Origin of the sequence: Streptomyces sp. NBC_00448, assembly GCF_036014115.1 — a bacterium.
Lineage (GTDB): Bacteria > Actinomycetota > Actinomycetes > Streptomycetales > Streptomycetaceae > Actinacidiphila.
This window is the reverse complement of the sequence record NZ_CP107913.1, coordinates 5,617,311-5,642,329: the sequence shown is the minus strand read 5'-3', so window position 1 is coordinate 5,642,329 and position 25,019 is coordinate 5,617,311. Positions and strand designations below refer to the sequence as shown.

Sequence of the window (25,019 nt, the reverse complement as noted above, 5' to 3'; positions counted from 1 at the left end):
GATGCCGGATGACGAGGAACAGGCGCTGGCGGTGTACGAAGCGCTGCGCCAACTGGGCAGCGCGCGGCCGGGCGAGATGGGCGGCGCGACCGACCTCGACCAGGAGCGGGCCACCGCGGCACTGGGGCGGCTGACCGAGCTCGGCTTGGTCCACGGGCGCCCCGACGGCCAACTGGAGCCGGTGGAGCCCGACACCGCGCTGGTGCGCGCCATGGACGTGTACCACCGGGCCGCCGAGGACCACGCGAGCCGAGCCGAGTCCTTGTACCGGGCCACCCAGGCCCTCCTCTACGTCTACCGGCCTGCTGTCGAGCGCGTGTCGAACAAGGTGGAGATCGAGTCCATCACGGACCCCCGGGCGAAGGTGCGGATGGTCGCCGCGATGAACGCCATCGCCCAGACCAGCGCCGACTCGTTGCACCCGGGTCCCATGCCGCCGATGGAGCTGCTGGAGCTGTCCATCGAACAGGACACCCAGATGCTCAAGCGGGGTGTGCGGCTGCGCGCGATATACCCGGAGGCCGTTCTCCAGTCGTCCAAGCACCTCCGGTACCTGGAGCGGTTGTCCGGCCTCGGCGTGGCGGTCCGGCTGCTCGACCACGCGCCGTTCGACATCCTGCTCCAGGACCGGGAGGTGGCCTGCCTGCCGGCGAATCCCGATCACCCCGGTGGTTCGCCGATGCTGCTGGTCCGCAGCACCAAACTGGTGTGGCCCCTCCAGGTGATCTTCGAGGACTACTGGCTGCGCGCCGTCCCACTGGCGGACGCGGCCTCCTCCGGCACCGACACGTCGGTCTTCACCCCGCAGGAGCGGGTGGTGATCCGGCTGATGGCCACCGGTCTGAGCGATGACCAGATCGCCCGCAAGATGGGCGTGCACCGTCGCACCGTGCAGCGGGCGGTGGCGAAGCTGATGGACCGGCTGCACGCCGGCAGCCGCTTCGAGGCGGGCCTGAAGCTCGGGCAGGACAAGGACTTGGCACGGGTGCTGCCGCCGAGCCGGAGCGGGTCCGGCGTGGCCGTCGGCTGAGTCGCCCGAGTCGGCTGTGGCTGTGGCTGTGGCTGTGGCTGTGGCTGTGGCGACTTTGGCGGCCGAGTCGCCTGGGTGGGCCGGCTGTCCGGCCGCTCGTTCCCGTGCGGTGGACGCGCGGGAACGAGCGGCACTGGGGGCCGTTGGGCCGGTCGGCCCCCATGACGTCCGCCGAGGACTCCCCCCCGGGCGACCGGGCGAGCAGACCGGTCGTGCCCTCGGCGGCACCCGGCCACAGCAATACGGGGAAACCGCGGCCGGCGGCGCCAAGGCGCCTCGGCACCTTCGGGAGGCGGGGAGTCACGCCGCGAAGTGCCGTGCTGAATTGATATCCGAACAAGCCAGGCGATGCCTAGCTGCGTTTGGTCGCCTCCGCCCGGAACACACGTCTCCAACCCCACCACGACCAGGGATTTCGTCCTTCGACGGGCAGCCTTGTCCAAAAAGCGACACGTACCAATATGGACACCCGAACCCGCGCCGGTGACGACGATGCGGCAGCCGGGACTCCGGTGGAGACTTGGCGGGGGAAGGGAACCACCAAGCGCTGTCCCGCCGTCACTCATCGTCGGAGAGCGCGGTGGCACCGCGGTCGTGGGGGAGATGAAGCGGATGGAAGAGTCGGCGGACAAGGCTGCGGAGACGGCCGAGGAATCGGGCAGTGAGGAATCGGGTTCCGAGGATTCCCGCCCGGGTGATTCCAGCCCAGGGGATTCGGGCCCAGGGGATTCGGGCCCAGACGATTCGGGCCCAGACGATTCCGGCTCAGGCGATTCGGGTTCCGGGGATTCCCGCCCGGACGATTCCGGCGCGGAGTGCCCCGACTCTGATCCCGACCCCAACTCCGGCCTCGGCTCAGGCTCCACGTGGTGGCGCCGGCACCCGCGCTGGACCGCGGGGGTGGCGGTGGCGGCCGTGGTGGCCGGGGCGTTCACCGGCGGATGGTTCGCCGCGCCGCCGGACCACACGTACACACCCCAGGTGGCGGCCTCGCAGCCGGTCACGGTGACCGCCGCGCAGGCCCGCCAAGGCATGTCCTCCTGGCCGACGCTCGGCAACCGGCCGAACGACCGCGGCCCGGGGCACGCGGCCATGGAGATCCTGCTCTCCAACGGCTTCGGCCCGCACTCCTGGGTCAACTACCCCGACTTCAGTCCCGATTCCCAGACTCCCCTCGTCTACGACAACCACCACCCGAGCGGCGAGATCCTGTTCTCCGGCACGGTGCCGCATCTCCCCCACGTGACCCTGGTGTCGACCGGCGGCGAACTGCTGCAGTACGAAAGCGGCCCCGGAGCAGGGTCGGAGAAGATCGTCTACCGCGCGCCCGCGCCCTGGGACGACACTCCCTTGTTCAGTCCACCGCTCGCGCTCAACTGGGAACGCCAGTCGGACGCGCCTTCCCCGCTGGCCATACCGCCGTGGCTGACCCACGTCCAGGTCGAGGGCTTCGACGGCAAGGATCTCGGCTGGCGGCCGCTGAAGGTCACCGACGGACTCAGCGCCCCCGTCCCCCCGTTCGGCTACCGGTCGACCACCGTCGGGGGCCAGCACATCGTCGACATGCACAGCGACTGCGGGATCGGTGCGCTGATCCAGGCCGACGACACGTCGTTGGGCAAGCCCCGCAAGGTCACCTTCGTCTACGCCCCGGGCTGGCCGTACGCAGTCAGCCTCACGTACACGCCGTCCAACGCCGACCTGCCCGGACCCGCCGGGCCGGCGCCGCTCGACCAGCCCTACATCCGCCGGATGGCCGGAGATCTGCTCTGCGGGACGTCCGGCATGGACGAGGGAGATCCCCCGGCCTCGGAGGTCGAGTGGACCCAGGAGTGGCACGGCACCACCTCCCCCGACGGTGAGGTGGCAGTGGTCCAGCAGGAGGTCTCGTATCCCTCCGGCGGGGACTACGGCGAGGACTCCCGCGGTGGACTGCTGGAGGTCGGCATCGACAAGGCGTCGGTCTACACCGACCTCGGCTCGAACTACGACACGTCCAGTCGCTACGCCCCCGCGATCTCCATCGGCTGCGTCACCGATGCGGGCGGGCTGACGGTGGTCGGCCCCACGACCGCCACCACCGTCACCCTGGTCGACCCGCTGGCCGGACGACACTGGTCGGGGCACGGCCACGTGCTCAAGATTCCCAAGGGCCAGTTGCCGAAGAAGGGGACCTACCTGGCCGCGATGGCGGTCACACCGGGGAAGAACGGCGGCACCGAGAGCAGGGACTGCGCGGCGCCGTAACGCCTTGCCGGGCGGGCGGTCGGGCGGGTGGCCGGGCGACCGGGCGGACGGGCGCGCGGGCGGGTGGCTGACCGGGCGGGCGCGCGGTCAGGCGATCCAGCGGTCGGGCGGCGCGCCCAGGCTCGCGTATGCCTTGACGGTTATATTCCCGACCGGGAATATTAGGTCGTATGGACACCGCGGTGTGGGGCGCGCTCGCCGACGAGAACCGGCGGGCGATACTCGCCCGGCTGCTGACCGGCCCGCAGCCCGTCGGCGAACTGGCCGAGCGGTGCGGGCTGAGCCAGCCCAGCATGTCCAAGCACCTGCGGGTGCTGCGCGAGGCCGGACTGGTCCGCGTGCGGGTCGACGCGCAGCGCCGGGTGTACGCCCTGGAGCCCGCGCCGATGGCCGAGCTGGACGCGTGGCTGGCACCGTACCGGCGGCTGTGGAACCGGAGTCTGGACGCCCTCGGCCGCCGTTTGGACGAGGCGCACGCGGGTTCTGTCGAGCGGTCCGAGCGGTCCGAGCCGTCCGAGCAGGCCGCGTCGGCCACGTCAGCCGAGCCGGCTGCGTTGGCTGCGTCGGCTGCGGCCGATCCCGAGGAGCGGGCTCCGCTCGCGCCACCGACGCGACCGGCACCACCGAGGCAACCGAGAGACAGGAAGCAGCCATGAACGTCATCGACCCCGGCAGCTACCTCGAACTGGACGGCGGACGGTCCGCGGTCCGTTTCGAGCGGGTCTACGACCACCCGATCGACCGGGTGTGGGCGCTGGTGAGCGAACCGGCCGAGTTGGCGCACTGGTTCCCGTTCCCCCGGATCACCGTCGACCTGGCGGTGGGCGGCGAGATCACCTTCGCCGGCGACCCCAACATGCCGGACATGGTGCTGACCGGTGAGGTCACCGCGGTCGACCCGCCGCACCTGTTCACCTTCACCTGGGGCGGCGACGAGTTGCGGTTCGAACTGACCCGGCTGGACGGCGCCCGTACCCGCCTCACCCTCACCGACTTCCTGGAGAGCCCGGACGCGGCGGCGCGCAACGCGGCCGGCTGGGACCTGTGCCTGGCCGCCCTCGACGCCCGCGCGGCGAGCGAGACCGCGGACTCGGTCGCGGTCTCGGGCGAAGCAGCAGGTGAAGCGGCCGGCGCGGCGGCGAACCGACGATCCGACGAGCGGCCCGCGCAGCAGCGGCCCAGCGGCCCGCCGCCCGCCTGGCAGCGGCGCTACGACGCCTACGTCGCGGCGGGCATGCCCAACGGCGCCCCGTTCCCCGGCAGTTCCTGACCCGCCGCTGGAACGAACGTCGCCGGGTGGCAGTAGGGCAGCGGGTCGATCGCCCGGTCGGTGCAGAACCGCGCGATCAGGTCGCCGAGTTCGTCGCTGCGCTCCACCGGCAGGAGGTGGTCGGCCTCCTTGACGGTGGTGAACCAGGCACCCTCCAGGCAACGCGCGGCGGCCAGGCCCATGGCGGGCGGCGTCAGCGTGTCGTGCTCACCCGTCAGCACGAGCGCGGGCACGCGGGGCGCCGGCCGCGGCACGTACCAGTCGTGGGACATCAGACGGTGGTTGTGCTCCACGTCCATCCGCACCTCCTCGGCGCTGCGCCCGACGAACTGCCGGTACAGCAGCCGGGACACGGCGGCGTACCGCCGTACGGTCCCGGTGCCGGGCGGGGACATGAAGCGGTCCACCAGCTCTCGGGCGATGTCGTCGCTGCGGCCCTCGGCGAGCATCTCCATCCAGCGCGGCACGCAGTCGGTGTAGTCCTTCGGCAGGTCCCTGGTCATGCCGACCAGCATCAGCCGCCGTACCCGATCGGGGTGGCGCTGGGCGAAGCGCAGCCCGATCGCGCCGCCGAAGCAGGCGCCCAGCAGGTTCGCCCGGGAGACGCCGAGGTCGTCGAGGGTCCCGAGCACCGCGTCGGCGAGGAAGTCGATGCCGTGCCGGGCGGGCAGGAAGGCGGCGCCGCCGTATCCGGGCAGGTCGACGGTGATCACATGGCCCAGCGGGAGCAGCGAGCGCTCGAACCGGGTCCAGGACAGCCGGTCCTGGGAGGAGCCGCCGAGGATCAGGAACGGTTCGGTGCTCGGATGCTCGCACCAGGCGACCCGCGAGACGAAACGGAAGCCGCCGGCGCTGAGTTCGCGTTCCTCGACCCCGCGGTGGCCGACGCGGCCGGGTGCTTCGCGGTCGGACGGTTCACGGTCGGGCAGTTCACGGTCAGGTCGCTCCGGTTCCGGCCGCCCGAACCCCGGTTGCCCGGGACCCGTTTGGCCGGGCAGCGCGGCCCGCGTCGTAGCGATTGTCATACCGGGACACTCCTGGTTTTTCGGGCAGGGCGAACTGCATCCCTATCACGGTCGAGCCCCCTCGGCGGCACCCCCGGGCGGGCGCCGACGACGTACGCCAGTGCCAGCCGTACGCGGTCGGCATCGACCTCCTCGGCGCGCCGGTCCAAGCCGAACCCCGTATCCCGAGGGCGCGCGAGAACGCCCCCGTGCGACCCGACCGGTGGGACGGGACGCACGGGGGCGCGGTGCACGTCGTGCCCGTCCGACGTGCCGGGCGAGCGAACGGCGCTAAACGGGTACGGGTACGGGTACGGGTGTGCGGCTCAGCTCGGCACCGTCCAGTTCTGAGCCGCCGAGCCGTTGCAGCCGTACAACTGGAGCTGGGTGCCGTTGTCCGTGGACGAGTTCGGGTCGTCGAGGCACAGCCCGGACTCCGGGTTGACCAGCGATCCGTTCGAGCCCGCGGTCCACTGCTGGGCACCGCTGCCGTTGCAGGTCCACAGCTGGATCAGCGTGCCGTTGGTGGTCCCGCTGTGGTCGGCGTCCAGGCACTTGCCGAGGGTCCGGAGCGTGCCGTCGGCGGCGACTATCCAGTCCTGCGCGTAGGTGCCGTCGCACCCCCAGATCTGGACGTGGGTGCCGTCGGCGGTACCGGAAGTCGCGTCGTCCACGCACAGGTCCGACCCCACCCCGGCGGCGATCGGGCCGATCTTCGGCGAGGCCGGCGCCGTGGTGTCACCGGCGTACGACGGCGGGGCCGCGGACGCCGCCGTCGCCCAGGAGGTGTTGGCGGTGGTGCCGAGGGTGTAGTCGAGCGTGCCGCCCGCGGTGATCGCCGTGGTGGGGGCGTAGGCGTTGTTCCAGGCCGCGCCGTTCCACGTCGCCGACTGCACGTAAGGGGCGTTGTCGGCGGCGCCGTCACCGTTGATCGTGAGCGTGTTGCCGGACGGCAGCGTGACCACGGCCTGGGTGAACAGCGGTGAGCCGAGGGCCAGATCGGACGTGCCCGGGGTCTCGGGATACATGCCGAGCGCGGCCCAGACGTACCAGGCGCTCATCGCACCCAGGTCATCGTTGCCGTCGGCCAGCCCGCCGGGGGTGTTCGCCCAGATCTGGTCCTGGATCGCCCGCACTGTGCCCTGCGTCTTGTAGGGCGCGCCGGTGTAGTCGTACTCCCACGGCAGTTCGATGCTGGGCTCGTTGCCGACCCAGGCGTAGCCGTCGTCACCGGTGAAGCTGCGCAGCGTGGTGTCCAGGTAGGCGTTCATGGCCGCGTTGCCGCCCTTGGCCTTCGCCAGGCCGCCGATGTCGAACGGCACCATCCCGGTGTAGATCCAGGAGTCGGCCTCGACCATGTCGGTGCCGCTGGTGGGGTCGAAGCCGCCGGTCCAGGAGCCGTCCGCGTTGCGCGGCTCGACGAAGCCGGACGCCGGGTTGAGCACGTTGCGCCAGTCCTGCGCGCGGTTGGCGTACGTCTTCTGGTTGCCGGTGTCGCCGAGCGCACCGGCGAACGCCGAGAGCGCGAAGTCGGCGGTGTTGTACTCCAGCGTCGTGGCCACCGGGCCGTAGGAGTTGCAGCAGCCGTAGCTGCCGTCGTGCGGCATGTATCCGGGCGAGTCCAGGTAGTTCAGGCCCGGCCGGTCGTTGTTGGTCTTGCTCGCCTGGGCGACCATGTCGGCCAGCGCGGTGGCGGTGTCGAACTTCGTGGCGCCGAAGGCGTGGTAGTCCGCGAGGATGGCGTCCGCGGGGTCCCCGACCATGACGTACGACTCGCCGTTGTCCTCGGACCACTTGGGGAAGATCCCGGTCTGCGCGTAGTCGTCGACCATCGACTGCGCGGTGTCCGAAGCGGCCTGCGGGTCGACCAGCGCTTCGAGTTGGGCCTGGGAACGGTAGATGTCCCAGCCCGAGTAGTTCGCGTACGCCGCGCTGTGGCCGGAGTCCACGGTGTGCGTCTTGCCGTCGAAGCCGTAGTACTGGCCGTTGGTGTCACTGATCACGTTCGGGTGCAGCAGCGAGTGGTAGAGCGCGGTGTAGAAGCTCTGCTGCTGCGCGGAGGTCCCGCCCGCGATCTGCACCTTGCCGAGCGCGCTGTTCCAGGAGTCCTGCGCGGCGGTACGGGTCGCGTCGAAGTCCCAGCCGCTGTTCTCCGCCGTGCGGTTGGCGACCGCGTTGGCGACCGACACGTACGACACGCCCACCTTGGCCTGCACGACCGGGTTGGACGTGGTGTTGAACGTGACGTAGCCGTTCGACGCGGCGGCGTCCGGCGACTTCGACGTCGCGGCCTTCGGCGCCTTGCCGTGCAGCACCGGCTTGTTGGGCTTCTCGGCGGCGTTCTTGGAGGCCTTGCCCGACGTCGCGGGGGCGGTCGACGACGGCTTCGCGGCCGAACTGCCCTGCGACGCGAACGGCTGGTCGAAGACCATGTCGAAGTACACGGTGTACGTGTTGCCCGCGCCGCAGAAGTGCCCGCTGGTGACCTGACCGCTCACCTCGGTGTCCGAGACCTTGGTGAACTGCGTCGAAGTGTCGCCGTTCTGGCTGCCGTTCAGCTTGAAGACCAGGTTGGACTGGGTGCTGGACGGGAACGTGAAGCGCGCCATCCCGCTGCGCGTCGTAGCGGTCAGCTCGGTGGTCACCTGATTGTTGAGCGTGACCTTGTACGACCCAGCGGACGCCGACTCGTTGGAGTGCGAGAACGCGTCCGTCGCGCCCGTGTCCACCGCACCCACCGTGGGCAGCACCGGTATGTCACCGGCCGCACCGCAACCGGGCCCGGCGATATGGGTGAGGCTGAAACCGGTGATCGTCGAGTCGTTGTACTCGTAACCGCCACCGGACGGACGCGACGGCGTGTCCGGGCTCCACTGCACCATGCCGAACGGCACGTCGGCGCCCGGGAAGTCGTCGGCCTGGTTCGAAGTCCCGATGAACGGGTTGACCAGGGTGGCCGGCGACGTGACGAGCGCGGCCTTCCCGGCCGCCGACGCGGGAGTACACATCCCGGCCACGGCCAGCGCCGCAGCCGCGAGCACGCCGATCACGGCCGCTCCGGGTGGTCTCGACAGTCGTGTCATCGCGGGTACTTCTCCTCTGCTCGTGAGTTCGACATCGTTGTCTGGCTCCACAGGAGCGCGACTCCGGAGTGATGAGCGAGATCCGACAACGTTGTCAGGCCATACGGAGATGGAACGCGTACTGATGCGAGTGCGTACATGGGGGGACTCCGGGGCTCAGGGGCGCCCAAGGACGCCGACGAGAGGAGAGCGCTCTCGGCGAAGTTAGCCACGCGGCAGGAACACGTCAATGACCCGTGCAAGCGGTCGGACCAATGAGGGGGTGGGGCTTCGCGGCGGGATTCGCGACGGAGTGGGGGCGCCGGGGGCGCGGGCGGGGATGGTGCGGCCTGGGGAGTGTCGGCGCAGAGTGCGGCAACGTCAGTGGTTGGTGCGGCGCTTGGGAGTGTTGGGGCGGGTTGTTCGGGGCCAGGGGCACGTCATCCGATGTCTGCGGCGGGGGGCGCGGGCGGCGGGGAGGTTCTCGCGGACGTCACGGGCGACATCGGCGATCGGGACGCCGTACTCGACGATCACATCCAGGTCCACCGCTGCCTGCCGCTCGCCGACCTCGACCTTCACTCCCCGCCCCACATTGGGACGGGAGCCGGGCACACGGTCGCGGACAGCACCAATCGTGCGGGACAGGCCACCACCCATGTCGTAGACGCCGGGGATCTCGCGTGCAGCCATGCCCGCGATCTTGACGACCACGACATCGGCGATGGCCGTCTTTCCCCTGTTCGCAGCCGGCTCGCTCGCGCCGGCGCTGCCACCGCTGACCGTCGTGGAGCCCTGACCGGGCTTCACGCCACTCTCCACCATCGTGCGTACGGGCGACTCAACCTGCTGTGCAACCATCGCTGCCTCCTTGATCGTGCGTTGTCGTGACGTGCGGTTAATGAGTTGGACCCGGCCGGCGGCGATTCGTCACGCATCCGCGGCGAAGATTTTTTCCGAACTGATCAGCCCGCACGGCGTGACATCCGGAGATCTCGCGTGTCGAAAACAATGAGCGAACGAAAGGAGCCGCCGCGTGTCGGGGTACCGCAAAATCACCAGGCCGGGCAGCGCAAACACCGGCAGCACAGCGCCGCCCGGCGCCTCGGAAGCCGTCGCCGCGCCCGCGGCCACGGTAGAACTGCCGCCGGCGGAAGCACCGGCTGATCTGCCTTTGTCCGAGCCACCGTTGTCCGACCCGCCGGTCGACGAATTGCTGACCGACGAATTGCTGGCCGTACGCGCCGGAGAAGGGGACGAGGACGCCTTCGCCACACTCGTACAGCGTCATGCCGGACCGCTGCTGCAACTCGCCGAGCGGCTGCTGGGCAACCGCGTGGAGGCCGAGGACGCCGTTCAGGACGGCTTCGTCAGCGCCTGGCGCAGACTGCCGGAGTTCCGCGGCGAGGCACGGTTTAAGACCTGGATATACCGTATCGTCACCAACCGCTGTCTGAACGTCCTGCGCTCGCGCCGCCCGCTCGTCCCGCTCGACGGCACCCCCGAGCTCCCGGCGCCGGACCACCAGACCTCACCCGAGCGCGTGACCGAATCCCGAGCGGCCACGCGCGCCCTGGCCGAGGCGATGTCTCTGCTCTCGCCGCAGCAGCGAGCCTGCTGGGTGCTCAGAGAGTTGAACGGACAGACGTACGAGGAGATCGCCGAACTGGTCGGAATCAGCCCTCAGGCGGTTCGCGGCCGCATCTTCCGTGCACGACGCGGCCTGACGGAGGCGATGGGCGCATGGCGATGACCAGCAACCCGGGCGGAGCCGGCCGCCTGCCCGGCCAGACACCGGAGCCACTCCCCGACGACGAGCAACTGCTCTGCGGCCGCATGCTCTCCGAGGTGTGGGAGTCCACCGACAGCGGTGAGAGCGACTCGCACACCCTCCACTGCCCTTATTGCTCGGCCGCGTTGGCCGACCTCGATCTGCTCGGCGGCGCGATCAGGGAGTTGCGCTCCCGCACGCCTCCACCGATGGACACCGCCTCCCTCGCCGAACGCGTCATGGACGTGGTCCGCTCGGAGCTGCGGCCCGGTCGCACACTGCCTCTCGGCGAACCGGAGGAGGACGCGTGGATCACCGAGGCCACGGCGGCCAGGGTTCTCCGCGCAGCAGCCGAGTCGCTGCCGGGAGTACGGGCCGGGTCATGCCGTATCGCGCCCGTGGCGATGGACGAACTGAACGATCCTCTCCTACCGGCTCGCCCCGGGCTGCCCGGCCGGGAGCCGGTCCGGGTGCGCTTGGAGGTGACGTTCCCGTTCGCCCCCGACCTCAATGAACTCGCCGACCAGGTACGCCAGGAGGTCTTCGCAGCCGCCGACCGCCAACTGGGCATGCGCGTGGCGGCGGTCGACGTACGCCTCACCGATCTCCTTGATGAGGCGGCCAGCGAAGGACGGACCCGATGACCCAACCCGCCGCCCGCGAGGTGCTCACCGCCCAGGTCGCCACCGCCGTCCGCGAAGTGCCCGGCATCGCATTCCTCAAGCCCAGTCTCAGCGGACTGCTGAGAGCGTCCATACGCTCCACGACGCAGGGAGCATCGCGCCAATCCACCGAGGGTGTCCGCCTCACCTCCGGTGAGGGCCGGCCGTCGTGGACGGTGAGCGTCCACGTCGTCGCCCGGCGCGGCCATCGCGCGCTCGACGTCGCCCGCGCGATACGGGAAGCGGCCACGGCCGCGCTCGCCGTCACCTCGGTGAATGGCCAGTCACCGCCGCCGGTCACGGTCAGCGGCACCATCAGCGGGATCGTCTGACCCGGTCCCACTCCCGCTCCCGGTCCCGGCCACGCCCGGCCATGCCCGCCCGCACCCGCACCCGCACCCGCACCCGCACCCGGACAGGCCAGCACGGAGCCAGGACAGGACGGCCCAGGTCCAGCAGAGGCGCGGCCAAGAGAGGGTCCGGCGACGGGCTCAGCCCAGCAGCAGCGATGTGGGCTGAGCCGAGAGCGCCTGGTCCAGTACCAGGGACGCCGCTCCCACGGCGGCCACGTTCTCGCCGAGGGTGGTGGTGACGACCGCCGTCGGGTGGGTCGCCTTGACGAAGGGCGAGCGCGCAACCATCGGTTCTATGACAGGAAGGAGATGATCGGCGAGCACCTGCCAGGTCGTACCACCGAAGACGATGGTGTCGACGTCCAGCAGGGTCGCGGCAGCGCAGACACCACGGCCGATACGGACAGCCAGTTGATCGATGATGGCCTTCGCCGCCTCGTCGCCCTCGGCGGTGAGTGAGGCCAGCCGTTCCACACCGCGCGGGGCGTCGGCCGGGTCCAGCACGGTGAACTCCGCACCGAGCACGCCGAGCGAGATGGCCTCGTCGACGAGGGTCCGGATCGAGCAGCCCGCGCCGAGGCCGCCGACCTCGCCCGCGTTGCCGGAGACACCGCGCAGCACGGTGTCCTGCACCACCAGTCCCATGCCCGAGCCAGTACCGAAGTAGAAGAAGAGGAGGTTGCGACTCGCGGTGGCCGCACCGGCCCAGCGTTCGGCGACGACCGCGGCGGTGACGTCCTTGTCGAGGAGTACCGGGTAGCCGGTGGCCTCACTGAGCCGGTCGCGGAGGGGGAAACTGCCCCACCCGTGCAGTTCAGGAGGGTCGAGTACCTGGCCGGCCACGGTGTCGACGGGACCGGGTGCGGCAACGCCGAGGCCCAGTATCCGTTCGGCGTCGACGCCGGACTCGTCGACCAGGGCGGCCACCGAGGCCGCCATACCCGAGACGATCTGGTCGGAGCCGCCACCTCTCGGCGTCCGCTCGCTGTACTGCGCCACCACCGCGCCCAGCAGATCGACCAGGACATAGGTGATGACCGCCGGGTCGAGGTGCACCCCCACAGCGTGCCGGGCCGTGGGGACGACCTCCAGGAGGGTGCGCGGCTTGCCGGGACCCGTGCTCCGCTTCCCGGACTCCCGCGCCACGCCCTGGTCGAGCAGTCGGCGGGTGATGTTCGAGACGGTTTGGGCGGACAGGCCGGTGGCCTGGGCGAGTTCGACCCGGCTCAGCCCGGACGGGTGTCGGCGGATGGCATCGAGGACGACGGACTCGTTGTAGTCGCCCATCCGCGGCAGGTTGGTGCCGCGGCGGATCGGCGGTCTGTCGTTGCCGGCGCTGTCGATGGTCGTCAACCGTGCCTCTCCCAGCCTCGGATGGCGGACGCGGCACCAGGCCACCGCCCCTTCGACGGCGTTGATGGGTGGCATGGTACGCCACCGGATTCTCCGTCCGGACCGGTCCGCCGAGCCGCCGGTCGGGGGTCGCTTCCCGTGCCGGCGGCCGACATCGTTCGCTCCGTTCGCTGGGTGTGGTCGCGGTCAGGCGCGGGGCAGGCGCAGGGTCACCATCTGGAAGGGCCGCAGGGTGAGGACCGCCCCGCCGTCCGCCGTTTCGAGGCCCGCGGTGTCGGTGAGGGGCCGCTCCAACAGGTCGGTCAGCACGGCACGGTCGGCGGCGAAGCCGTCGGCGCGGAGCGTGGCGCGGGCACGGCCGCCGTTCGCCTCGTAGAGGCGGACGACGAGGTCGCCGCTGCGGTCGTCGGCGAGCTTCACCGCGCTCACCACGATCGCGTCGTCGTCCACGGTCACGAGGGGGGCCACGGCGTTCGCGCCGGAGGTGCGGCGCTCGGGAAGGTTGGCCCGGTAGCCCTCACGGACGGCGTCGGCGATGGTGGCGCCCGGCACCAGCGCGTGCCGGAAGCGGTGGATGCCCTGGTCGGTCTCCGGGTCGGGGAAGCGCGGGGCCCGCAGCAGCGAGGCGCGCACCGTGGTCGTCGTACCGGCGTCGGCTCCGGCGCGCACCGCACGGGTGACGTCGTGGCCGTATGTCGCGTCGTTGACGAGCGCGACGCCCCAGCCCGGCTCGTCGAGGTGCACGAACCGGTGGTTGCACGCCTCGAACTTGGCCCACTCCCAGCTCGTGTTCTGGTGGGTGGGCCGGTAGACATGGCCGAACTGGGTCTCGGACGCGTACCGGTCGGCGCGTACGTCCAGCGGGAAGGCGAGCTTGAGGAACCGCTCGGTCTCGTGCCAGTCCACCTCGGTGTCGATGTCGATTCGCTTGGCGTCCGCCGGAAGCGACAGCAGCTGGACGACCCGGGAGTCGCCGAAGGCACGTTCGACGCGGACCGAGGCACCGTCGACACGGAGGTCCGCGACATCCGTGAGGTCGGCGCCGACATTCCGGTAGAAGGCGTCGACGTCCCACGCGTCCCACTGGTTGGGCAGGTCGGGGTGGAGCTGGAGCAGGTTGCCCGCCTGCCCGGGGGCGATGGACTCGCGTCCGGCCGCAATGTCGTAGGCCGACACCACCAGTCCGCGCGCGTCGATCTCGACCCGCAGCAGTCCGTTGTCCAGGATGTAGCCGCCGCCCTCGCGCACGGCCGGGGTCACCGTCTCCGGCGAGCCGGCGACACCCGCGCCACCGGCCGGAACGCCTCCGCGCCCGTGCGGAGCCGAGTTGAAGACCACGTCGCCGACGCCGGCCCGCTCCCCCGAGCTCCCCGCGCCATCTTCGGTCCCGGCGAGCGCGCGCTGCGCCTCGCCGATGATCCCTTCGAGCTCCTCGGCCACGCGCGCATAGGTCCGCCGCGCCTCACTGTGCACCCAGGCGATCGACGAGCCGGGCAGGATGTCGTGGAACTGGTGCAGCAGCACCGTCTTCCAGATCCGGTCCAGCGCCTCGTAGGGGTACGGAGCCCCGGTGCGTACGGCCGCGGTGGTGGCCCACAACTCGGCCTCGTACAGCAGGTGCTCGCTGCGCCGGTTGCCGCGCTTGGTCTGCGCCTGGCTGGTCAGCGTGGCGCGGTGCAGTTCCAGGTAGAGCTCGCCGACCCACACCGGCGGGTCGGGGTACTCCGCCTCGGCCTTGGCGAAGAAGTCCGCGGGCGCCTCCCACTCGACGGTCGCCGACCCTTCGAGGCTGCGCAGCCGAGCGGCCTTGGCGACCATCTCCCGCGTGGTGCCGCCGCCTCCGTCGCCGTATCCGGTCGGGGCGAGGGAGCGGCTGGCGACGCCCTTCTCCTTGAAGTTGCGTGCCGCATGAGCGATCTGACGGCCGGCCATCTCGCAGTTGTAGCTGTCGACGGGCGGGAAGTGGGTGAAGACCCGGGTGCCGTCGATGCCCTCCCACGCGAAGGTGTGGTGCGGGAAGGTGTTGGTGCGGCTCCACGAGATCTTCTGGGTGAGCAGCCACTTGGAGCCGGCGGCCTTGATGATCTGCGGCAGGCCGGCGGCGAAGCCGAAGGTGTCGGGGAGCCACACCTCCTCGTTGTCCACGCCGAACTCTTCGATGAAGAAGCGCTTGCCGTGCACGAACTGGCGGGCCATGGCCTCGGACCCGGGCATGTTGGTGTCGGACTCCACCCACATCCCGCCGGTGGGCACGAACCTGCCGTCCGTGACCGCCTGCTTGACCCGGGCGAACACCTCGGGCCGGTGCTCCTTGATCCACGCGAACTGCTGGGCCTGCGACATCGTGAAGATGAAGTCGGGATCGTCGTCCAGCAGGGCCGTCATGTTGGACGCGGTGCGCGCGACCTTGCGGACCGTCTCCCGCAGCGGCCACAGCCAGGCCGAGTCGATGTGGGCGTGGCCGACCGCGCTGATCCGGTGCGCGGCCGGAACCGCGGGCGCGGCGAGCACTCCCGCCAACTCGTCCCGCGCGGCCTGCGCGGTGGCGTTCACGTGCTGCAGGTCCACGGCGTCCAGCGCGCGGCTGACCGCGCGGAGGATCTCCCAGCGGCGTGCCCCCTCCAGGGGCAGCTCCGCCATCAGCTCGCCGAGCACCTCCAGGTCCAGGACCAGATTCCAGACCGTCTCGTCGAAGACCGCCAGCACCATCTGCCCGAGTACGTACTGCGGCGCGTCGCCGGCGGTCGCGCGGTCGCCGAGCACGGTGGGCTGGAACGGCACCTCGCCGTCGATGTCGGGGTTGGACGCGGCCTCGATGTGCCAGCGGACCGTCTCGCCGCCCGCGACCGGCGAGCCGACGCGTACGGCGGAGTTGCGCGGGTGGAGCCCCTTCACCGGGGTGCCGTCGGGCCGGTAGACGAGGCCCTCGCACTGGAATCCGGGGGTGCGCGGGGTGAATCCGAGGTCGAGCACGGCCTCGACGGTCCGGCCGGCCCACTCGGCGGGCACGGTGCCGCTGACCTTGAACCAGCTCGTCCCCCAGGGCGAACCCCACGGCGTGCCGGCGGAGATGGGCCGCGTCGTCGCCGACAGCCCCTCCGCTACGGGCACGGGCTCGCCGGAGGTGGACCAGATCTCCACGGTCAGCGGCGTCGTCTCCGGGTGGATCGCCGGACGGATGCGCTCCCGCAGGACGCGCTCCAAGCGTGCCTCGACCAGTTTGCGGTCGTCATGCATGAGGACGGTCTCCTGATAGCTGGGCTCGACAGGGCGGGGTGCCGGTCAGAGACCGGTTGCGGCGCCCGGGTCCGGGCGCTCACAGATGGGGTTCGACCTTTGACGTCTACGGGGGAACGGGCAGCGTACGTCCGGCACGTGGTCCACCCTCGGCGACCGGGACATTTTCGTCGTTCCGCATATGACGAACATTCCGGACGGTCGATTCGTGCCCCTTGGGCGACGGGACGAACCCGCCGCGGCTCACCAGGGGATGACGACCGGCCCAGCCGCTGCGGACGACGAGCGCCCGCCGGGTGTCGGTGGTCAACGTGGTTGCACGCTCCCATCGGCGCTGCGCGGCAGGGCGCAGCGGTCGGGTTCTTACGGCGTCGACCACCAGCCGTCCTGGCGCCAGGTCATGGCGATCAGGTCCTCCGCACGGCAGGTGTCGGTGTAGTGCCGTTCGAACCTACGAACCGCCCGCCGAGTTTGTCAATACGTTTTACGAACCCCTCCGTCATTGAACGGGATTCAATGCGGAGCGCCTCGCTCCGGACCCGGGCGAGGTACGGCCAGGCGGCCTCCCGGGCATGCTCTGGTAGACGCCGAAGCCCGGCGCGGGCATCCGGACACCGATGTTCATGGCGCTCGTCGGGCCCTTGCCGGACATGGCGGCCCTCGTCCGCGGAAGTCGGTGAACGTCGCGGAAGTCCCCGGACCGGCGATACGGCCAGCGGTGCCGGCGGTCCGATACGGCCGGCCGGACCGCCGGCGGTACGGCCGAGCGTGGCGCGCTGCGCCGTGGGCGCCCTGCGCGTCGTCGGCGGCGCGCCTCAAAGACTGCGGCGCCGTCAGCGCTACCGGGCGATGTCGAACGTCCGGGCGGCGGAGTCGTAGGAGGAGGTCTTCGCGCCGGGCATCTTCCCACCGGCCGCGAGGCTGATGTCGACCCGCGTCACGTCCTTGCCGAGTCCGGCCGCCGCGGCGACCCGGACGCGGACCCGCGCGCTGGCACCCGCCTTGAGCGACGTGCTCAGCACATGGCCGACCGCGTTGGCGGACCGCGTCACCGCGACCCACCGGTGGCCGTCGTCCTGCTGCATGGTGAAGTCATCGGCCGCATCGGCGCCGGTCGGGTCGCAGCTGACGACGTCGTCCGCGCTGCACGGGGAGATGCTGAGCCCCGCGTCCACCTGCGCGATGTCCCGGGTGGACACGTTGTGGACGGCATACGTCGCCTCGGTCCAGCGCCCGTCGCGGTGCAGCGTGGTGCCTTTCACGTCGAGCGCGGCGACGGTGAGGGCCGCGAGCGGCGCCTTCACGCTGTCGCTCGCCAGGGTGCGGCCGGCCGAGCTGAGCGTCGCGTGCACGGCCACGGCGTCGTCCGCGCCGGACGGCCCGTACTGCGGGTTGAGGTAGAGGCGCCAGATGTCCTCGTCCTTGATGGGTACGGTGTAGCTGCCGGTCAGAGTGTCGAGCCCGGCCTCGGGTCCCGCGGATCTGGCGAGCTTCAGGGTGGGCCAGCCGTCCCAGCCGGTGGACCCCACCGGCTCGTACCGGGTCTTCAGCGACTTGCCGGCCGGAACGTCGAACCGCAGCGCGACCTTCACCTTCGGGGGGTGCGCTCCGTTGGTGTGCATCGAAAGGGCCAGCAGACCGTCGGTGCCCCGCGCGTAGGTGTCGAGCGCTTGCAGCTTGAGGGACACCGGCGGATCGGGGGTCGGCGTCGGATCGTCCTTGCTCCCCCCGCCCCCGCCCCCGCACGCCGCGACCACCGCGGCCACCAGCACGGCGGTGACCGCCACCCGCCAACGCGACAGCCCGACCCGCATCCCGAACCCCCATGGCCTCGCCGATCAAGAAAGAGAGCCCCCTGAGAGGCTTCAACAGCATAGGCAGACTCGGTACTTCGGTACTTCGGTACTTCGGGCCGGAACTTCCGGTGCTCGCAGGCACGAGGCCGGTCGTCGTAGGCGGCGGCAACAGTTGGCGGTCAACGGTCAGCGGTCAGCGCCCAGCAAGGGCGCCGCGGCGGGCAGGCCGGACCGTGGACGTCGCAGCCGGCCCGGCGCGGCCGCGACGTCAGTCCATGTCCACGCCGGCCAGGGCGTCGCCGATCAGGCGGGTGGCGAACTCGGGGTCTTCGGTGAGCTGGTTGATGTGCTCCGCGAGGAGGAAGGCGGTGGCTTCCAGCGGGGTCATCTCGTTCTCGGTCCAGTAGCCGTACTGCTTGCGCCACAGGCCGGGGCCCAGGCCGGTGGCCGCGGCGATCACCAGGCCGGCCATGGTGGGGATCGTCTCCGGGCGGACGCTCTTGGGCATCTTGCGCATCGTGCCCACGAGGTCGGGCACCACGTGTTCGATGACGTCCTTGCCGTGGTCGTCGTAGGCCGCCTGCAGCCACCGCATGAACATGTAGACGAGCGTGCAGGCGCCGTCCAGCACGGCATCGGCTTCCTTGGGGCTCATCGACGCGGTGAACTGGTCGATCAGGAGCTGCTGTTCAGGGTCGACCCCGATCCTGTTGCCATGAACGGCCTTGAGTCGGGAGTCGATCATCATGAGGGCCGTACCCACATCGCCCACGGGGGCGAACTCGGGGCTGCAAGGCGATGACACCAGTTTTCTCCTCAACTCATGTGGAACAGAGGGGTGTTCCCCGACGGCAGCTCCCTCGCAAACCGGCCGGCGGGCGGTTACGGGAAAACGGTAGGTCGACAACTCCCCCCCGAACGGCCCAGATCCGTTGCCGCGTCATACAGGCAGATACAGGGACGCCCAGTGCGAGGACCGAACAAAGCGCTCATTCGACGGGCCCGGCCTTTTCCCAGCCCGACCGGCCCCACCCTCGACCCCGACAGCAGCCCGACCGATCACATTGCCCCTACCGCCCGGCCCGGGCCGGACACCCACCGGCACCGCAGGCACCACCGCACCGCCGTCCCACCGCAGCGGGCAGCGGGCAGCGGGCAGCGGGCAGCGGGCAGCCCATGCTGCGCTCACTCGGTCCCGGTCTCGGTCTCGACGGTCCGCATACGATCCCCACGCGGTCGACCCGTCCAGCGAAGCGGCCCGCGGCCCGCGGCCGCCTCGTCACCGCCGGCCATCGGCACCCCTCGCGGCGGCGGCCCGCCGCCGGGAAAGCCGCAAAAGGGACAAATCTGGAGCCCCCTGTCGGGTTCGAACCGACGACCTACGCTTTACAAGAGCGTCGCTCTGGCCAACTGAGCTAAGGAGGCGCGGGGGCCAGTGTACCGGGCCAGGGGTGTGGGGGTGTGGCGAAAATCTTGCCCCTGGGGCTGGTGACAAGACGGAAATCGGCAGGTAGCGTCACGGTGAGCCCGCTGGTGAGGCGGGCTGTTCGATTTCGCGGAACACCTCCGGAGCTACTCCGGAAGCTTCCTTTACTCGGATCGTCCGGCACGTTCCTGCCGGTGAAGGGACTGTGAACAGTCATGGCAACTGTCACGTTCGACAAGGCGACCCGGATCTACCCGGGCGGCGACAAGCCCGCGGTGGACGGGCTCGAGATCGAGGTCGGGGACGGCGAGTTCCTGGTGCTGGTCGGCCCGTCCGGCTGCGGCAAGTCGACCTCGCTCCGCATGCTCGCGGGGCTGGAGGACGTCAACGCCGGCGCCATCCGCATCGGTGAGCGCGACGTCACGCACCTGCCGCCGAAGGACCGGGACATCGCGATGGTGTTCCAGAACTACGCGCTGTACCCGCACATGACCGTCGCGGACAACATGGGCTTCGCCCTGAAGATCGCGGGCATCAACAAGGCCGACATCCGCAAGCGGGTGGAAGAGGCCGCGAAGATCCTCGACCTCACCGAGTACCTCGCGCGCAAGCCGAAGGCGCTCTCCGGTGGTCAGCGGCAGCGTGTCGCGATGGGCCGCGCGATCGTGCGTGAGCCGCAGGTCTTCCTCATGGACGAGCCGCTGTCGAACCTCGACGCGAAGCTGCGTGTGCAGACCCGTACCCAGATCGCCAGCCTCCAGCGCCGGCTGGGCGTCACCACCGTCTACGTCACCCACGACCAGGTCGAGGCCATGACGATGGGCGACCGCGTGGCGGTGCTCAAGGACGGTCTGCTGCAGCAGGTCGACAGCCCCCGCAACATGTACGACCGCCCGGCCAACCTCTTCGTCGCGGGCTTCATCGGCTCCCCGGCGATGAACCTGGTCGAGGTGCCGATCACCGACGGTGGCGTGAAGTTCGGCAACACCGTGGTGAACGTGGCGCGCGACGCGGTGAAGGCCGCGGCCGACAAGGGTGACAAGACGGTCACCGTCGGCGTCCGCCCCGAGCACTTCGACATCACCTCCGGCGCCGGCGGCCTGTCGAAGGAGGGCCCGGAGGGCCTGGCCGTGACCGTCAACGTCGTCGAGGAACTCGGCGCCGACGGTTACGTGTACGGCTCCGCCGAGGTCGGCGGCGAGCACAAGGACCTGGTGCTCCGCGTCGGCGGCCGCGAGATCCCGGAGAAGGGCGCCGTGCTGCACGTCGTGCCGCGCCCGGGTGAGAGCCACGTGTTCGCCACCTCCACCGGCGAGCGCCTCAGCGACTGAACGACCGAGCGCCTCAGCGACTGACACCAGCGCTGACACGAGCGACACGGCGGCGGGCCGGTACGTCCAGGACGGACGTACCGGCCCGCCGCCGTATGCGCGTGCCCGCTCCACTCGGCACCGTTCACCCGGCCCGCCCCACCACCCGACATAAATCCGCAAATCCGGCCTTTCGGGTGGGTTCGTCAACACGGTGACTGCGCCTGCCCTGTTTCACCTCCCTCGTCAGAGTGACTAAATGTCGCCAAATCATCACCAGTCGCTACGATCCGATGCGTGAACCAGGTAGCTCGCCGTCTCGGCAAGACATTCGCGCTCGTTCTTCCGGTCGTCCTCGTGCTGTCGGGGACGCTCGCCGTCACCCGCGTGCCGTGGGCCGGTTCGTCCTCGGACGGGCAGGTGCTGACCGCGGCGTCGTCGAAGAAGCAAGCGGCCCTCGCGCCCCAGGAGGCGCTGCGCCAGAAGCTGCTGGCCGAACTCCAGGAGAAGGACCCGGGCGCTGCCCTGACCGACCTCCAGGTGGCCATGGCCAAGCAGCCCAGCCTGGCCCGCTACTGCGTCGACATCGCCCGCTCGCTGGGCCGCGCGGCCGTCGCCAAGTACGACGGTGCCGCCCACCGCGCCCAGGCGTGGTCGCGGCCGGTCTGCGACACCTCGTTCGCGACGGGCGTGGCGTCCGTCGGCTGAACGGTCCCCCGCCCTGACGGCACGCGGACAGGCGTACGGCCCGCACCACACGGGCCGTACGCCCCTCGTCGCATAGGGTGCGCTCCATGAAGCGCGCCGACCAACGACCCCGTACCACCGCCTCATCCACCGCCGCCCGGGACACCGGTGGCGGAGCTTCCACCCCGGTCACCCAGGCGGTACTGCTCGCCGGCGGCCAGGGGTCACGGCTGCGGCCGTACACCGACGACCGGCCCAAGCCGATGGTGGAGATCCCCGGCACCGGGACGCCGATCATCGGCCATCAACTGGCCTGGCTGGCCGCGGAAGGCGTCACGGACGCCGTGATCTCCTGCGGCCACCTCGCCGAGGTGCTGCAGGAGTGGCTGGACGGGACCCCACTCCCGCTCAACGTCACCACCGTCATCGAACGCGAGCCGCTGGGCCGCGGCGGCGGGTTGAAGTACGCGGCCGCCTCGCTGCCCCGCCCCGACGAGCCCTGGTACGCCACCAACGGCGACATCTGGACCCGCTTCCCGCTGCACGAGATGGCCGAGTTCCACGAGGAGCGCGGCGCCGTCGCGACACTCGCGCTGGCCCGCCCCCGTATCCCCTGGGGCGCCGTGGAGACCAACGAGTTCGGGCAGGTGCTGGACTTCATCGAGGCACCCCCGTCGCCTTACCTGATCAACGCCGGCGTGTACGTCTTCGCGCCCGAGTTCACCGCGATGCTGCCCGACCTCGGGGACCACGAGCGGACGACCTTCCCCCGGCTCGCCCGCGAACGCCGGCTCGCCGGGTTCCCGATCCCCCACGGCGCGTACTGGCGGGCCATCGACACCGCCAAGGACCTCAACGAGGCCGCCAAGGAGCTGGGTTCGCACCAGGGGTGATGTCCTGGCGCCGTGCCACGGGATCGCCCCAGGGGCCCTTCCCAGAGCCGCGTCAGGACCGCGTCAGGGCCCTCCCACGGCCATCCCGGAGCCCCGCGCCCCGGGAGCCGCCCTCAGGGCCCGTTCCGCGGCCCCGGCCCAGGCCGTCTCTCCCCCCTCGCGGCAGGCAGAACGAACGCGCAGGGGCGCCCCCTTCCAAAGGGGGCGCCCCTGCGCGGTGTCCAGACGGTCAGGCCATGTTCTGCGGAGCTTCCGAGTGGCCCACGGGCCCCGCCGAGAGACCCAGCAGCGGCCCGCTGCCGAGCAGCCCGCCGATCGCGCCCTGCGAGGGCTTCGCCGGCGGTGCGGGCGGCGGCGGAGCCTGCGTCTCGGCGGGCGGCGGCGCGTGCGTCACCGGGGAACTGCCGGAGGAGCCCCCGGACGAGCCGCCGGACCCGGACCCGGTGCCGGTGCCGGACCCCGTGGAGCCGCCTCCCGTACCGATGGTGGTGTGGGTGCTCTGCGGCGTGGTGCTGCCGGCCGACGAGTGCGTGTGGCTCGGCTCCGCGCCGGGCTGCGCCCCCTCGCCGCCGCCCTTCCCGTGCTTGCCGGCGCCGGACGACCGCGTCGGGTCGGCCGAGGCACCGGTCGAACCCCCGTCGCTGTCACCGCCGGAGACCTCGGGCAGCGGCGAACCGGGCAGATTGTTCACGGGAGTCGACGCGGGGCCGGAGTGGCCGTGCTCCGTGCTGCTGGCGCGGACGGCCGCGCCCAGCACCGAACCGACCAGCAGCGTCAGGCCGATGGTGACCGAGGCGAGCACGGTGCCCCTGCGCAGCACGCGGCGGCGCAGGTCCCACAGGGTGACGCGGGGGCCGAGCCGGCGCCAGGCGTCGCTCGCGAGGTGGCCGTCGATCGAGTAGACCGGGGCGCCGGCGATCACCAGCGGGCTCCAGGCGGCCAGGTAGATGAAGTCGGGCGCGTCGTAGACCGGGACGGTCCGCCAACTCACCGTGACCAGCAGGGCGATCGACACGGCGGCACCGAACGCCGCGGCGATCCGCTGCCAGAGGCCGAAGACGGTGAGCACGCCCACCACGACCTGCAGGAAGGCGATGGACAGGCCCGCGCCCACCGGGTGGTTGAGCGCGGCGTCGCGCAGCGGCTCGGCGGCGCCCCAAGGGTGCAGCGAGGAGAGCCACTTGACCATCGAGCCGCGGTGGCCGCCGTCGAAGTAGACCCGGTCGCACAGCTTGCCCATGCCCGCGTAGATCGACACGAAGCCGAGGAAGACCCGCAGCGGCAGCAGCACGATGCCGAGGTTCATCCGCCGGTGCGGGTAGTACGCGTGCCTGACCGCGTCGCTGCGGCGCCCGCGCGCGCGGCCGCGGTCGTCGCCGTCGGGCCCGTCGCGGTCGTCGTAGCCGTCGTCGTCGTAGCCGCGACCGCTCGTGCCGATCAACGGCTCGTCGAAGGGGGCGCGTTGGCCGATCACCGTGGGAACCGCGGCAGGCAGTACGGACGTGTCGTCGATCCGCGGCAGCACCTGCGTCGCGGCTCCGGCGCTCCTCGGACCGGCCGCGGCGCCGGCCTGCCGGCGCACCGCCTGCGTCAACTCGGGCGAGGTGTGGCCGGACCACACAACGGGCTTGCCGCGACGCGCGGACGGCATCCGTACCGTGTCCGTGACGCCGAGGGCGCGGGTCGAGGCGGCGCCGAGCTGCACCCGGAAACTCGCGTGGTTGACGATGACCTGGGCGGGATCGCTCGGCACCCGTGCCATGGTCATCACGCGCTCATCAAACCCGGGCGCCCCTCCCCCCGTGGAGGTGCGGGGTGTTCTGGTGTCCACACTCATCTAACCGAGTGACGGTCGTTTAGGACACTGCCTGACGGTCCCCCGTCAGACCACCCGCGCCGCGGACCCGTCGGGCCGTCAGACCCTGAGGGAGGAACCGGCCGATCCGTTCCACCCGTCAGCGGATCTCACCGAAATCTCATCTCCCTCCCATGGTGTCACCAAGGCGGCACCAAGAAACCGCCAGCAGGATGCGGTGGACAGCCCAAGTCCCGGTCCAGGAGCGGTGCGATGATCCTGCACGACCCCCGAGTGCGCCGGCTCGCCCGGCGGGTCCGCCTCAAGGCCCGGCGGGTGATCACCGCGCCTCCCCCGGTGCTCGGGCCCGAGGCGACCCGCCTGGTGCCCGACCCGGTGTTCGTCATCTCCTCGATCCGCTCAGGCTCCACGCTGCTGCGGGTGCTGCTCAACAGCCATCCCGACGTCCGCGCCCCGCACGAGATGCACCTGCGCACCCTCACCCTGACCTACTCCGAGCCCTACACCGAGAAGGCGATGGGCCTGCTCGACCTGGACCAGCGGGAGTTGGAGCACCTGCTGTGGGACCGGGTGCTCCACCGCGAGCTGGTGCGCAGCGAGAAGAAGGTCATCGTCGACAAGACGCCGGGCAACGCCGACCAGTGGCAGCGGCTGCACGAGGCCTGGCCCCGGGCCCGGTTCATCTTCCTGCTGCGCCACCCCGCCTCGGTGGTCGCCTCCCAGATGGACTCCCGGCCGGACAAGGGCATCGACTGGACGGTCCGGCACATCCGGCGCTACGTCGAGCAGGTCGACGCCGCCCGCGGCGCGCTCGACGGCCTCACCGTCCGCTACGAGGACCTGACCGCCGACCCCGAGGCGGAGTGCCGCCGGCTGTGTACGTTCCTGGGCGTCGACTGGACGCCGAAGATGGTGCGTTACGGGCGCCAGGACCACGGCCCGTTCCAGGTCGCGATGGGCGACTGGAGCGACAAGATCAAGTCGGGGCGGGTCCAGGCACCGCGCCCGCTGCCGAGCCCGGAGGACGTTCCGGAGCCACTGCGCGCGATCACCCGCAAGTGGGAGTACCCCTGCTAGGAACCGGGTGGGCCGCTCCCGGGCT

At 71.1% G+C, this 25,019-nt stretch carries 18 protein-coding genes, 1 tRNA gene and 1 pseudogene; 11 read left to right on the top strand and 9 right to left on the bottom strand.

From position 1 onward, the window contains the following. Position 1 precedes the first annotated feature (1 nt). The 4 genes and pseudogenes from OG370_RS24110 to OG370_RS24095 all read left to right on the top strand — a co-directional run bounded on the left by OG370_RS24110 (position 2) and on the right by OG370_RS24095 (position 4,547). Positions 2-1,030, top strand: a complete 1,029-nt coding sequence (locus OG370_RS24110; protein ID WP_328467616.1) for a helix-turn-helix transcriptional regulator — start codon at positions 2-4, stop codon at positions 1,028-1,030. Between the two features lie 900 nt (positions 1,031-1,930). Further along, a complete protein-coding gene (locus OG370_RS24105) occupies positions 1,931-3,277 on the top strand; it encodes a hypothetical protein (RefSeq protein ID WP_328467611.1) in 1,347 nt (448 codons plus the stop codon). Positions 3,278-3,447: 170 nt separating this feature from the next. Then, positions 3,448-3,747: pseudogene (locus OG370_RS24100) on the top strand (ArsR/SmtB family transcription factor); the annotation flags it as partial. 182 nt (positions 3,748-3,929) lie between these two features. Next, positions 3,930-4,547: an SRPBCC family protein gene (locus tag OG370_RS24095; RefSeq protein WP_328467609.1), complete on the top strand. Its 618-nt coding sequence runs from the start codon at positions 3,930-3,932 to the stop codon at positions 4,545-4,547. On the opposite strand, the gene OG370_RS24090 is transcribed toward OG370_RS24095, so the two are convergent. The 3 genes from OG370_RS24090 to OG370_RS24080 all read right to left on the bottom strand — a co-directional run bounded on the left by OG370_RS24090 (position 4,496) and on the right by OG370_RS24080 (position 9,438). Then, positions 4,496-5,572: an alpha/beta fold hydrolase gene (locus OG370_RS24090; RefSeq protein WP_328467607.1), complete on the bottom strand. Its 1,077-nt coding sequence runs from the start codon at positions 5,570-5,572 to the stop codon at positions 4,496-4,498. The two genes, OG370_RS24095 and OG370_RS24090, sit on opposite strands and share 52 nt — an antisense overlap. A gap of 305 nt (positions 5,573-5,877) precedes the next feature. Beyond that, on the bottom strand, positions 5,878-8,634 hold the full coding sequence (locus OG370_RS24085; RefSeq protein WP_328467605.1) for a lectin: 2,757 nt from the start codon (positions 8,632-8,634) through the stop codon (positions 5,878-5,880). A 360-nt stretch (positions 8,635-8,994) separates the two neighbouring features. Next, positions 8,995-9,438: an Asp23/Gls24 family envelope stress response protein gene (locus OG370_RS24080; RefSeq protein ID WP_328474360.1), complete on the bottom strand. Its 444-nt coding sequence runs from the start codon at positions 9,436-9,438 to the stop codon at positions 8,995-8,997. A gap of 343 nt (positions 9,439-9,781) precedes the next feature. Here OG370_RS24080 and OG370_RS24075 point away from each other — a divergent pair, with 343 nt between their 5' ends. From OG370_RS24075 to OG370_RS24065, 3 genes are read left to right on the top strand one after another with little or no spacing between them, the layout of a single operon-like run. Continuing rightward, positions 9,782-10,366: an RNA polymerase sigma factor gene (locus tag OG370_RS24075; protein WP_328474358.1), complete on the top strand. Its 585-nt coding sequence runs from the start codon at positions 9,782-9,784 to the stop codon at positions 10,364-10,366. Then, positions 10,357-11,028: an Asp23/Gls24 family envelope stress response protein gene (locus tag OG370_RS24070; protein WP_328467604.1), complete on the top strand. Its 672-nt coding sequence runs from the start codon at positions 10,357-10,359 to the stop codon at positions 11,026-11,028. The genes OG370_RS24075 and OG370_RS24070 overlap by 10 nt, the downstream gene beginning before the upstream one ends. Beyond that, on the top strand, positions 11,025-11,378 hold the full coding sequence (locus OG370_RS24065; RefSeq protein WP_328467603.1) for a hypothetical protein: 354 nt from the start codon (positions 11,025-11,027) through the stop codon (positions 11,376-11,378). The genes OG370_RS24070 and OG370_RS24065 overlap by 4 nt, the downstream gene beginning before the upstream one ends. Before the next feature lie 159 nt (positions 11,379-11,537). Here OG370_RS24065 and OG370_RS24060 read toward each other — a convergent pair whose 3' ends face one another. The 5 genes from OG370_RS24060 to OG370_RS24040 all read right to left on the bottom strand — a co-directional run bounded on the left by OG370_RS24060 (position 11,538) and on the right by OG370_RS24040 (position 19,210). After that, positions 11,538-12,686, bottom strand: coding sequence for an ROK family transcriptional regulator (locus OG370_RS24060; protein WP_328474356.1), 1,149 nt, complete (start codon positions 12,684-12,686; stop codon positions 11,538-11,540). Between the two features lie 252 nt (positions 12,687-12,938). After that, the gene (locus tag OG370_RS24055; protein WP_328467602.1) at positions 12,939-15,989 is read right to left on the bottom strand and encodes an alpha-mannosidase; all 3,051 of its coding nucleotides are present in this window, start codon (positions 15,987-15,989) and stop codon (positions 12,939-12,941) included. Positions 15,990-16,828: 839 nt separating this feature from the next. Continuing rightward, complete coding sequence (locus tag OG370_RS24050) at positions 16,829-17,803, bottom strand: hypothetical protein (RefSeq protein WP_328467601.1); 975 nt, start codon at positions 17,801-17,803, stop codon at positions 16,829-16,831. A gap of 250 nt (positions 17,804-18,053) precedes the next feature. After that, positions 18,054-18,590 (bottom strand): hypothetical protein, encoded by a 537-nt coding sequence (locus OG370_RS24045; protein WP_328467600.1) that lies wholly within the window; start codon positions 18,588-18,590, stop codon positions 18,054-18,056. 543 nt (positions 18,591-19,133) lie between these two features. Beyond that, a tRNA-Thr gene (locus OG370_RS24040) sits at positions 19,134-19,210 on the bottom strand. A 216-nt stretch (positions 19,211-19,426) separates the two neighbouring features. Between OG370_RS24040 and OG370_RS24035 the strand changes: the two genes are divergently transcribed. The 3 genes from OG370_RS24035 to OG370_RS24025 all read left to right on the top strand — a co-directional run bounded on the left by OG370_RS24035 (position 19,427) and on the right by OG370_RS24025 (position 22,101). After that, on the top strand, positions 19,427-20,542 hold the full coding sequence (locus OG370_RS24035; protein ID WP_328467599.1) for an ABC transporter ATP-binding protein: 1,116 nt from the start codon (positions 19,427-19,429) through the stop codon (positions 20,540-20,542). A gap of 276 nt (positions 20,543-20,818) precedes the next feature. Then, positions 20,819-21,229 carry a hypothetical protein gene (locus OG370_RS24030; RefSeq protein WP_328467598.1) on the top strand — a complete coding sequence of 137 codons (411 nt, stop codon included), beginning with the start codon at positions 20,819-20,821 and terminating at the stop codon, positions 21,227-21,229. Positions 21,230-21,315: 86 nt separating this feature from the next. After that, on the top strand, positions 21,316-22,101 hold the full coding sequence (locus tag OG370_RS24025) for a nucleotidyltransferase family protein (protein WP_328467597.1): 786 nt from the start codon (positions 21,316-21,318) through the stop codon (positions 22,099-22,101). Between the two features lie 229 nt (positions 22,102-22,330). Here OG370_RS24025 and OG370_RS24020 read toward each other — a convergent pair whose 3' ends face one another. Then, positions 22,331-23,938, bottom strand: coding sequence for a DoxX family protein (locus OG370_RS24020; RefSeq protein WP_328467595.1), 1,608 nt, complete (start codon positions 23,936-23,938; stop codon positions 22,331-22,333). Positions 23,939-24,169: 231 nt separating this feature from the next. Here OG370_RS24020 and OG370_RS24015 point away from each other — a divergent pair, with 231 nt between their 5' ends. After that, positions 24,170-24,994: a sulfotransferase family protein gene (locus OG370_RS24015; protein WP_328467593.1), complete on the top strand. Its 825-nt coding sequence runs from the start codon at positions 24,170-24,172 to the stop codon at positions 24,992-24,994. Positions 24,995-25,019 lie beyond the last annotated feature (25 nt).